Below are 9,488 nucleotides of genomic sequence, written 5' to 3' on the forward strand. Positions count from 1 at the left end.
TCTGCCCGGCGGGCGCCGCCACCTGCTCGGCATAGCCGCCGCCGGCCAGCAGCGCGCAGACCTCGTCCCCCGGCGCAAACCCGGCCACGCCGGGTCCGACGGCGGCAATCCGGCCGGAGACTTCCAGCCCGGGGATCTCGGAGGCACCAGGCGGCGGCGGATAGACGCCGATGCGCTGCTGCACGTCGGCGCGGTTCAGTCCGGCGGCGGCGACGTCGATGAGCACCTCGCCGGAGGCCGGAACCGGCGCGGGCACATCCCGCAGCCGCAGCACCTCGGGTCCGCCCGCGCCGTCGTAGAAAACCGCCTTCATGCCCTGCCTTCCGGGGTCGTTGGACCGGCCCGGGTTTTTGCCGTCGCCGGGCCGTCCGTGTCAGACTACAGGGAAGGGAAGGTTGTCCGAGCGGCCGAAGGAGCTGGTCTTGAAAACCAGTAGGCGGCAACCCCGTCTCATGGGTTCAAATCCCATACCTTCCGCACCATGGCGCGGACCGGCAGGCTGCCACTGAAGCCTGCCGGTCCTTTTGGGGCTGCGACCGGTCCGGTTCCACGGGGCCATTGTGGCCGCCGTGGCCCGAGGCTACCCTCGAAACTGGACGCGCACCCGCATCCGGGAATGCCGAAGGAGCCAGTCATGCCCGTTCCCGCAGCCTTCACCCCCGGCTCGCCGTGCTGGATCCACCTGACAAGTTCGGATCCGGAAAAGGCCAAGGCGTTCTACGGAGCCCTGTTCGGCTGGCAGAACGAAACCAGCGGCGAGGAGTTCGGCAGCTCCGCGGCAGGGTACACGGTGTTCACCAAGGACAACCTGCCGATCGCGGGGCTGACCCTCAACGACCGGGCCGGCTTCGCCGATGCCTGGGCCGTCTATCTGGCCAGCGAGGATGCCGCCGCCACCGCCCGGGCCGTCACGGAAGCCGGCGGCCGGCTCCTGGTCGGGCCGGTGCGGGTGGGGATGCAGGGCACCATGGCCGCCTTCGCGGATCCCGGCGGCGCCGTGGTATGCGCGTGGCAGCCGGAGATCCACCAGGGCTTCGGCCTCAGCGCGGAGGCGGGGGCGCCCTGCTGGTTTGAACTGCTCGCCGCGGACTATGAGGCCGCGGTCGCCTTCTACACCAGGGCCTTCGGCTGGAAGACCGAGACGATGAGCGATACCGACGAGCTGCGCTACACGCTCAACAGCCCGTACGGGGATTCCACCGCGGGGATCCTCGACGCCAAAGCCAGCCTGCCGGCGGGGGCCACCTCGCACTGGGTGGTCTACCTGGGCGTTCCGGACACGGACGATGCGGTGCGGCGGGCGCAGGAACTCGGCGGCACGGCCATGCGTCCGGCCTGGGACTCCCCCTATGGGCGGCTGGCCCAGGTGGCCGATCCCACCGGCGCCGTTTTCATGCTGATCTCGGTATGAGGCGGCACTTCCCGGCCGAAAACCTCCGGTCCATTCAATGGGTGCCGGAAGCCTCGTGCCGGTGGCGGCCGGCCCGGAATGAGGTGGCCCGGCGCAGCCGGCGCGGCGCTCAGGCGGCGACCGCATCCCGCCCCGCCCCTGCCCTGGGAGCAGGCCTGCCCGGCTCCCCTAGGATGGTGGCTATGACGCAGCAGACGGCGCACGAACCCCACGACGAATTCCTCTGGCTCGAGGACATCCACGGCAGCGGGCCGCTGGACTGGGTCAGGGCCCAGAACGCGCGCACGGAGGCGAAGCTGGTGGACGAGGAGTTCGCCCGGCTGGAGGCCGGCATCCTCGAGGTGCTGGATTCGGAGGACCGCATCCCGATGGTGACCAAGCGCGGCAACTGGTACTACAACTTCTGGAAGGACCGGGCCAACCCGCGCGGGCTGCTGCGCCGCACCCGCTGGGAGAGCTACCTGCAGGACACGCCCGAATGGGAGGTGCTGCTGGATGTGGACGCGCTCGCCGCTGCCGAAGGCATCGACTGGGTCTACGCCGGCTCCGCCTTCCTGCGCCCCACCGGCGAAGAGGGCGAGTACCGGCGGGCGCTGCTGCGCCTGTCCCCCGACGGCGGTGACGCCGTGCGGATCCGCGAGTTCGACGTCGAGGAGCGCGCCTTTATCGACGGCGGCTTCGACGTGCCGGTGGCCAAGAGCTACGTGTCCTGGGTGGATGCGGACACCATCCTGCTCGGCACGGATTTCGGCCCCGGTTCGCTGACCAGCTCCTCCTATCCGCGCAGCAGCCGCATCCTGCGCCGCGGCGCCGCACCGGCAGCGGCCGAGGAGTACTTCGAGGTGCCCGCGGACCACATGCTCGCCTATGCCGGGCACGATTCCACCCCCGGCTTCGAACGGGACGTGGCGGTGGACATGATCGACTTCTTCAACTCCCGCACCTACCTGCGCCGCGGCGGCGAATGGGTCGGCGTCGACGTCCCCACGGACGTGAACGTGGACCTGCACCGCAACTGGCTGCTGCTGCGCCCGCGCACCGACTGGGCCCTCGGGGACGCGGCCTTTCCGGCAGGCTCGCTGCTGGCCGCGGACCTGGAGCAGTTCCTGGCCGGCGGCTGCGAACCGACGGTGCTGTTCAGCCCGGACGAGCACACCTCGCTGCAGTCCTGGAGCTGGACCGAGCACTACCTGCTGCTGAACCTGCTCAGCGATGTCTCCTCCCGGATCCTGGTGCTGGACCCGGCCGCCGCCTGGGCCGGGCAGGAGCTGGCGGACTGCCCGCCGCTGCACACGGTGGAGGCCAGCGGCGTCGACGACGAGGACGGGGACGACTACTGGCTGGTGGCCACCGGCTTCCTGACCCCCTCCACCCTCTCGCGCGGCACCCTCGGCCCGTCCCCGCACGGCGCCGGTACGGCGGTCAAGGCCTCGCCGTCGTTCTTCGACGCCTCCGCCTACCGCGTCGAGCAGCACTTCGCCACCTCCAAGGACGGCACTCGGGTGCCGTATTTCCAGGTGGGGCCCCGGGACCTGGTGTACGACGGCGGCAACCCCACCCTGCTCTCGGGCTACGGCGGCTTCGAAATCTCACGCACCCCCGCCTACAGCGGCACCGTGGGCCGGACCTGGCTCGAGCGGCGCACCGCGGACGGGCGCGGCGGGGTCTACGTGCTGGCCAACATCCGCGGCGGCGGCGAATACGGTCCGGCCTGGCACCGCGCGGCGCTGCAGGCCAACCGGCACCGGGCCTACGAGGACTTCGCCGCCGTGGCACAGGATTTGATCGACCGCGGCGTCACCTCCCGGGAGCGCCTGGGCTGCTCGGGCGGCTCCAACGGCGGGCTGCTGGTGGGCAACATGCTCACCAGCTATCCGCACCTGTTCGGCGCCGTCTCCTGCGGGGTGCCGCTGCTGGACATGCGCCGGTACACCAAGCTCTCGGCCGGCTATTCCTGGATTGCCGAATACGGGGACCCGGACAAGCCCGAGCACTGGGAGTTCCTGCGCACCTTCTCCCCCTACCACCTGCTGCAGGCGGGCGCCGACTACCCGGAGACCTTCATCTGGACCGCCACCTCGGATGACCGGGTGGGGCCGGTGCAGGCACGGAAGATGGCCGCGCGGATGCAGGACCTGGGCGTGGCGAACGTCTGGTTCCACGAGGCGCTCGAGGGCGGGCACGCCGGGGCCAGCGACAATAAGCAGGCGGCCCGGCTGCAGGCACTCTCGAATGCGTTCCTGTGGCAGGCGCTCACGCGCTGAGCCGGCCGCGGGGCGCCGGGTTCACAGTGCCGTCAGCCCGCCGTCCACGGTGAAAAGCCCGCCGGTGGCGTAGGCCGACTCGTCGCTGGCCAGGAACGCCATGATGCCTTCGACGTCGGCGGCGGTGCCCGGCTGGCCGGGTCCGAGGCGATGGCCTGCACCAGCGGTGTCTCGGTGTACCGGGAACCGCGGTATTGACCCGGATGCCCGCCGGGGCGTAGTCGGCCGCGACGACGCGGGCGAGCCCCTGGACGCCTGCCTTGGAGCTGGAATAGGCGGTAAAGGTCCGGCCGCAGGCGACCACCGCCGTCCGGCTGCCGGTGCAGATGATCCAGCCGCCGCGGCCCGCCATCGCCTGGACGGCATGCTTGAGCGTCAGGAAGGCGCCGCGCTGGTTGACCGCCACCGTCTTCTCCCAGACCTCTTGCGGATTGCCCCGCCAAGGCCAGGTGGCTCGCCGGCGAGGAAAAGACCTGGCTGACCGGAACAACCTCCAACGTGTTCCAGAAGGGCCTGGTCACCGCCATCCCCTACCTGCCCGCCGCCGCGGCCCTCTACTTCTGGTCCAAGGACGCCACCCGGCGGGGCGTGCGCACCTGGCACATTGCGCTGCCGGCCCTCGTGGGCGGGCTGAGCATCCCGCTCGCCCCCTTCGCCGGATCGGCCGCGGCCATCATCGCCGTCATCACGGTCACGGCCATGTCCATCTTCGCCGCGCGGCCGAACTTCCGGACCGTGCCCACCGGTTCCTGCACATCGCCGAGATCCCGGGCTCGCCCCTGGTGCGGACCATGTTCAAGGTCCCGGGGCACTCCCGGCGGTCGAGGAGGCCGCGCGAGATGATCGACGCCATCGCACCCTGTGTCCTGAACATGCACATCGAAGACTTTGCGTTCGGCCGCAGGGGGGTCGGGTTCACCTGTTCCGGCGCGCCGCTGGGCGAAGGCCTTCTGGACTATGACTACATGGCCCGAAAGCTGCGGCCCCGGGAAAGAAACATCAACCAGATCCTCGAACACCGGCTGCCCTGGCAGGACTCCGAGGAGGAGACCATCCGCCTCGAAAACCAGTGGACCCGGCAGGACCTCGATTTCCCAAGGAGCAAGTGAAATGCCAGCAGAACGGTCGACCGTCGCCGTCATCGGGGCCGGGGGCAAGCTGGGGATGCGCGTTTCCGCCAACCTCCAGCAGAGCGCCCACGCCGTCTTCTCCAGCGACACCGAACTGGACAAGGTGATCGCGCGGATGCTCAAGCTCCAGGACGTCAGGCACTGACCCGGCCGGGAAACCGGGTTTTGCTCTTCCGGGGCAATTCTGGGTAATCTAGGTGGGCTGGAAACAGCGCAAATGGAGACGTGCCAGAGCGGCCGAATGGACTTCACTGCTAATGAAGGGTCGGGGTTAAACTCGACCGGGGGTTCAAATCCCCCCGTCTCCGCGTCAGGCCCCCGCCACCGGCGGGGGCCTTTTGCGTCCGGGGCGCTGCCGCGGTTCAGCGCTGATGGTAGTCCAGGTAGACCCTGGCCGGAGGGCGCCGCAGCATCTCGGGGGTCACGCCGTGCAGTTCGACAATCTGCGCGCGGAACCAGGCATCGTAGGGGTCCTCGGATCCGGCCAGGATCCGGAAGGCCCTGTCCAGGTCCTCGGCCTCGTGGAAAATGCACACGAAGTCGCCCTGGGGCGTCTGCATCAGGCTGGCCACCTCCCGGATCATGCCCATGCGCCGCCGCGAGGCGACGTGTTCGGCCTGCCGCTGGCCCATCAGCTCACCGGTAAAGGCCTTCCAGGCCCCGAGCTTGCCGGGGAGGATGGGGGCGAACCAGGTCACGGCTTCCATGCGGCCCTGCTTTCCGGAACTGTGCAACGGCACGGCTGGCGGTGGTAAGCATCGTCCCCCTGGACGCCGGGCCCGTCAAGGGAAGGGAAACGGCCGCACGGATGGCTTCCGCCCGTTGATGTGACGCAGTGTTGGGAACAGTGCCGGTGCTCCTGCGATACTGGGCCCGGCAAATTTCACCTGACCGGCTGGACAACGAACACATGATGCTCGACACTGCAACCTTGCGGGTCGCCTTCGCCGCGGTGGCACTGACCCTGCTCGTCCTGTTCTACCTGGTCAGCTTCCGCCGCACCCGGTCGGCGTACAGCGCCTGGTGGTGCGCGGCAATCGCCCTGTTCCTCGCCGGCTCCAGCGCCTACCTGCTGAACGGCACCTCCCACCAGGTCTGGGCGAATCCGCTGGGCAATATCCTGGCGGTGCTGGGCGCCGCCGGTGTCTGGGCCGGCGCCCGCTCGCTGCGGGCGGCACCGCCGCGGATCTGGCAGCTGGCCGCGGGTCCGGCCGTGGTGGCCGCGGCCTCCGCGGTGGACCATCCGGGCTCCAACCACTGGGCCGGAGGCCCGTTTTTCCTGGCCCTGATGTCCCTGCTGATCGGCCTGTCCGCCGTGGAACTGTGGCGCCTGCCGCCCGCCTACACCCGCCTGCAGAAATCCCTGGCCCTGGCCGCGGGATTCGTCGCGGTCTACTACTTCGGCCGGTGCATCATCTTCATCACCGACGGTCCCCTGGGGCACGTCTTCACCGCCTTCTTCGGTTCGGCCCCGACCACGCTGCTGACCATGATGCTGCTGGTGGTGGTCTCCTTCAGCATGGCGGCCCTGAGCAACGAGCAGGTCACCCGGGAGTTGCGCGCCCGCGCCACCCAGGACGGGCTGACCGGGCTGCTGAACCGCACCGGGTTCCTGGACCTCGCGGCGGACGAGCTGCGCCGGCTGGACCGGACGGGAACTGCCGGTTCGCTGGTCCTGGCCGACCTGGACCATTTCAAGGAGGTCAACGACCGGCACGGGCATGCGGCAGGAGACCTGGCCCTGCGCGCGTTTGCCGCCGCCTGCACCGCCACCATCCGCTCCACGGACCTGGTGGGCCGTTACGGGGGCGAGGAATTCATTCTCCTGCTGCCCGGCGCCGAACCGGACCAGGCCGAGGCCCTCGTACAGCAGATCAGCCTCAGCCTCGCGGCCACGGAGCCGCTGCAGGGCTTCCGCCTGCCCACCGCCAGCTACGGCATCGCCGCGGCCGGGCCCGGGAGCGGGGATCTGGAGGCGGTCATCGCCTCCGCCGATGCCGCCCTGTACCGGGCGAAGTCCCAGGGCCGCAACCGCGCCGCGCGGGCACACTAGCCGGCGGCGGGCTGCCGCTCCGGTGCGGAGCGGCAGCCTAAACCGCCCGGGCCAGGGTCATGGCGAAGCGGCCTCCGGCGTCGGTCCACTGGCCGGCCACTTCCAGGCCCGCCTCCGCCAGTTCGGCGGCAATGCCTTCCGGACGGAATTTGGCCGAGATTTCGGTCAGCAGTTCCTCGCCCTGCTCGAAGCCGACGGTCAGGTCCGCCCCGGGCAGGTTCACCTGCATCGGCCGGGTGGCCCGCAGGCGCATCTCAATCCGTTCCTCCGCCGGATTCCAGACGGCGGCGTGGTCGAAGGCCTCGACGTCGAAGTCCGCGCCGAGTTCGCGGTTGAGCACCCGCAGCAGGTTCCGGTTGAAGTCCGCCGTCACGCCCGCGGCGTCGTCGTAGGCGGGCACGAGGATTCCCGCCGGCTTGACCAGGTCGGTGCCCACCAGCAGCGAGCCTCCCCCGGGGCCGAGCAGCTGCCGGATATTGCGCAGGAAAACGGCCCGCTGCGCGCGCTCGAGATTGCCGATCGTCCCGCCGAGGAAGGCGACCATGCGCCGGCCCTCGTGCGGCAGCACCTGCAGCTGGGTCTCGAAGTCCGCCGCCACGGCCTGCAGGGTCAGGTCCGGGAACAGCGGCGCCAGTGATGCCGCCGCCGCGGCCAGCGCGCTGTCGCTGACGTCCACCGAGACGTAGCGCCGCAGGGATCCGGCGGCCTTCAGCGCCGAGAGCAGCAGCGGGGTCTTCCGGGAGGATCCGGAGCCAAGTTCGATCAGCGTTTCGGCGGGGCAGGCCGCGGCCATCTCCGGGGCATGGCGCGCCAGGATTTCGCGTTCGGCCCGGGTGAGATAGTACTCGGGCAGCCCGGTGATCCGTTCGAAGAGCTCGCTGCCGCGCCGGTCGTAGAACCATTTCGGCGGCATCGTCTTCGGCACGGCGGTCAGCCCGGCGCGGACGTCGGCGCGCAGGCTGCGTTCGAGGTGGTGGGCCGGCAGGTAGTGGACGATCTCGACCGGTGCGGCGGGCAGCGTCATGGTGTGGCAGGTTCCTTCCTCGGGCGGGTGAGCGGACGGACGTCGACCGATGTCCGGGTGGCGGTCAGCAGGGAGCCGTCCGGCACCTCGTGCCAGTCCGGGCCGTCGTCGGAGGGCTCGCTGGCCACCAGGGTGCCGGCCGGATCCGAGCGCCAGAACAGGGTGTCCCCCACTGCCGTGGCGGTGATGGTTCCGCCGTCGGTGAGCAGCAGGTTCAGCCGCCCGGCACTGACTTCCAGCACATCGGCCACGGTCCGGGCCAGGGCCTCGCCGGCGGCGGCCCCGGCGGCGAGGCGCTCCAGCACCAGGGCCCAGAGCAGCGCCGAGTCCACCTGCGCCTCGAGCGAGAGCAGCCGCGAGGGCGGAAGCTGCGCGGCCAGCCGGCCGACGCCGTCGGGCCAGCCCTCGATCCGCCCGTTGTGGCTGAACAGCCAGCGGCCGTGCGCGTACGGGGCCGCCGCGGATTCGTCCAGGCTGGTGCCCGCGGTCGCCGAGCGCACCGCGGCCAGCACCGCGGTGCTCCGGGTGACCCGGGCGACGTCGGCAAAGGAGCCGTCGGCCCAGATCGGCACCGCGCGGCGGTAGCGGGCCGGAATATCGTCCCGGGGCGCGTACCAGCCCACGCCGAAGCCGTCCGCGTTCACCGTGCCGTACCGCTGCCGCCGCGGCGCCCAGGACTGGCGGAGCAGTCCGTGCTCGGGCACCAGCAGCAGCTCCGCCAGCGACGTCGGCGGGCCGAGGAAGGCCAGATGCCGGCACATGGCTAGCGCACCTCCTCGGGGCGGGCGTCGCGTGCGGTGCGGAAGCCGCTGAAAATCTGGCGGCGGACCGGGTAGTCCCAGTTCCGGAAGGTGGCCCGGCAGGCCGCCGCATCCGCCGCCCAGGAGCCTCCCCGCAGCACCTTGTACCCGGTGCCGAAGAACACCTCGCTGTACTCCCGGTACGGGAAGGCCCGGAAGCCCGGGTACGGACGGAAATCGCTGGCGACCCATTCCCAGACGTCCCCGATCAGCTGGCGCACCCCCAGCGGCGAGGCGCCGTCCGGATAGGAGCCGGCCGGGGCCGGCCGCAGGGCCGCTCCGCCCAGGTTGGCGTGCCGCGGTCCGGGATCCTGGTCGCCCCAGGGGTAGCGGCGGGAACGGCCCGAGGCCGGATCGTAGCGCGCGGCCTTTTCCCACTCGGCCTCCGTCGGCAGGCGCCGTCCGGCCCAGCGGGCATACGCGTCGGCCTCGTACCAGCACACGTGCTGGACCGGTTCGTCCGCCGGGACCGGTTCGGTGACCCCGAACCGCCGGCGCAGCCAGCTGCCGCCCTCGCGCCGCCAGAACTGCGGCGCCTGGAGCCCGGCGGCGCTGCGGTGCGCCCAGCCCTCGGCCGTCCACCAGCGCCGGTCGCGGTAGCCGCCGTCGTCCATGAACCGCTGGTACCCGGCGTTGGTCACCGGCAGGGTGTCGAGCCAGTACGCCGGCAGGTCCACCAGGTGCGCCGGACGCTCATTGTCCAGTGCCCACGGCTCCACGGAGGTGCCCATGGTGAACGGCCCCGCCGGGACCAGCACCTCCGCCGGCAGGGCCGCGGACGCCGGCCCGTCCTGCGGCAGCACCGC

General features: G+C 71.1%; 11 protein-coding genes, 2 tRNA genes and 1 pseudogene. 8 read left to right on the top strand and 6 right to left on the bottom strand.

All coding sequences use genetic code 11. From position 1 onward, the window contains the following. On the bottom strand, positions 1 to 313 hold a 313-nt coding region (locus tag ACFQ36_RS17510; protein ID WP_377015926.1), incomplete at its 3' end, for an alcohol dehydrogenase catalytic domain-containing protein. Positions 314 to 389: 76 nt separating this feature from the next. On the opposite strand from ACFQ36_RS17510, the gene ACFQ36_RS17515 reads away from it, so the two are divergent. From ACFQ36_RS17515 to ACFQ36_RS17525, 3 genes are all read left to right on the top strand, one after another. After that, positions 390 to 477 (top strand) — tRNA-Ser (locus ACFQ36_RS17515). Between the two features lie 157 nt (positions 478 to 634). Then, a complete protein-coding gene (locus ACFQ36_RS17520) occupies positions 635 to 1,411 on the top strand; it encodes a VOC family protein (protein ID WP_377015928.1) in 777 nt (258 codons plus the stop codon). A 173-nt stretch (positions 1,412 to 1,584) separates the two neighbouring features. Next, positions 1,585 to 3,675, top strand: coding sequence for a prolyl oligopeptidase family protein (locus ACFQ36_RS17525; RefSeq protein WP_377015930.1), 2,091 nt, complete (start codon positions 1,585 to 1,587; stop codon positions 3,673 to 3,675). A gap of 21 nt (positions 3,676 to 3,696) precedes the next feature. On the opposite strand, the pseudogene ACFQ36_RS17530 reads toward ACFQ36_RS17525, so the two are convergent. After that, a pseudogene (locus ACFQ36_RS17530) lies at positions 3,697 to 4,081 on the bottom strand (SDR family NAD(P)-dependent oxidoreductase). A gap of 92 nt (positions 4,082 to 4,173) precedes the next feature. On the opposite strand from ACFQ36_RS17530, the gene ACFQ36_RS17535 reads away from it, so the two are divergent. The 4 genes from ACFQ36_RS17535 to ACFQ36_RS17550 all read left to right on the top strand — a co-directional run bounded on the left by ACFQ36_RS17535 (position 4,174) and on the right by ACFQ36_RS17550 (position 5,113). Then, positions 4,174 to 4,518: a hypothetical protein gene (locus tag ACFQ36_RS17535; protein WP_377015932.1), complete on the top strand. Its 345-nt coding sequence runs from the start codon at positions 4,174 to 4,176 to the stop codon at positions 4,516 to 4,518. After that, positions 4,515 to 4,784 carry a hypothetical protein gene (locus ACFQ36_RS17540; RefSeq protein WP_377015934.1) on the top strand — a complete coding sequence of 90 codons (270 nt, stop codon included), beginning with the start codon at positions 4,515 to 4,517 and terminating at the stop codon, positions 4,782 to 4,784. The genes ACFQ36_RS17535 and ACFQ36_RS17540 overlap by 4 nt, the downstream gene beginning before the upstream one ends. A gap of 1 nt (position 4,785) precedes the next feature. Then, complete coding sequence (locus ACFQ36_RS17545) at positions 4,786 to 4,950, top strand: hypothetical protein (protein WP_377015936.1); 165 nt, start codon at positions 4,786 to 4,788, stop codon at positions 4,948 to 4,950. A gap of 74 nt (positions 4,951 to 5,024) precedes the next feature. Further along, a tRNA-Ser gene (locus tag ACFQ36_RS17550) sits at positions 5,025 to 5,113 on the top strand. 54 nt (positions 5,114 to 5,167) lie between these two features. Here ACFQ36_RS17550 and ACFQ36_RS17555 read toward each other — a convergent pair. After that, positions 5,168 to 5,512: a DUF6176 family protein gene (locus tag ACFQ36_RS17555; protein WP_377015938.1), complete on the bottom strand. Its 345-nt coding sequence runs from the start codon at positions 5,510 to 5,512 to the stop codon at positions 5,168 to 5,170. A 203-nt stretch (positions 5,513 to 5,715) separates the two neighbouring features. Here ACFQ36_RS17555 and ACFQ36_RS17560 point away from each other — a divergent pair, with 203 nt between their 5' ends. After that, positions 5,716 to 6,858, top strand: a complete 1,143-nt coding sequence (locus ACFQ36_RS17560) for a diguanylate cyclase (RefSeq protein WP_377015946.1) — start codon at positions 5,716 to 5,718, stop codon at positions 6,856 to 6,858. Positions 6,859 to 6,895: 37 nt separating this feature from the next. Here ACFQ36_RS17560 and egtD read toward each other — a convergent pair whose 3' ends face one another. From egtD to ACFQ36_RS17575, 3 genes are all read right to left on the bottom strand, one after another. Then, positions 6,896 to 7,882: an L-histidine N(alpha)-methyltransferase gene (egtD, locus tag ACFQ36_RS17565; RefSeq protein WP_377015940.1), complete on the bottom strand. Its 987-nt coding sequence runs from the start codon at positions 7,880 to 7,882 to the stop codon at positions 6,896 to 6,898. Continuing rightward, the gene (gene egtC, locus ACFQ36_RS17570) at positions 7,879 to 8,643 is read right to left on the bottom strand and encodes an ergothioneine biosynthesis protein EgtC (RefSeq protein ID WP_377015942.1); all 765 of its coding nucleotides are present in this window, start codon (positions 8,641 to 8,643) and stop codon (positions 7,879 to 7,881) included. The genes egtD and egtC overlap by 4 nt, the downstream gene beginning before the upstream one ends. 2 nt (positions 8,644 to 8,645) lie before the next feature. Continuing rightward, on the bottom strand, positions 8,646 to 9,488 hold an 843-nt coding region (locus ACFQ36_RS17575), incomplete at its 5' end, for an SUMF1/EgtB/PvdO family nonheme iron enzyme (protein ID WP_377015944.1).

Origin of the sequence: Arthrobacter sp. GCM10027362, from assembly GCF_042679445.1 — a bacterium.
GTDB lineage: Bacteria > Actinomycetota > Actinomycetes > Actinomycetales > Micrococcaceae > Crystallibacter.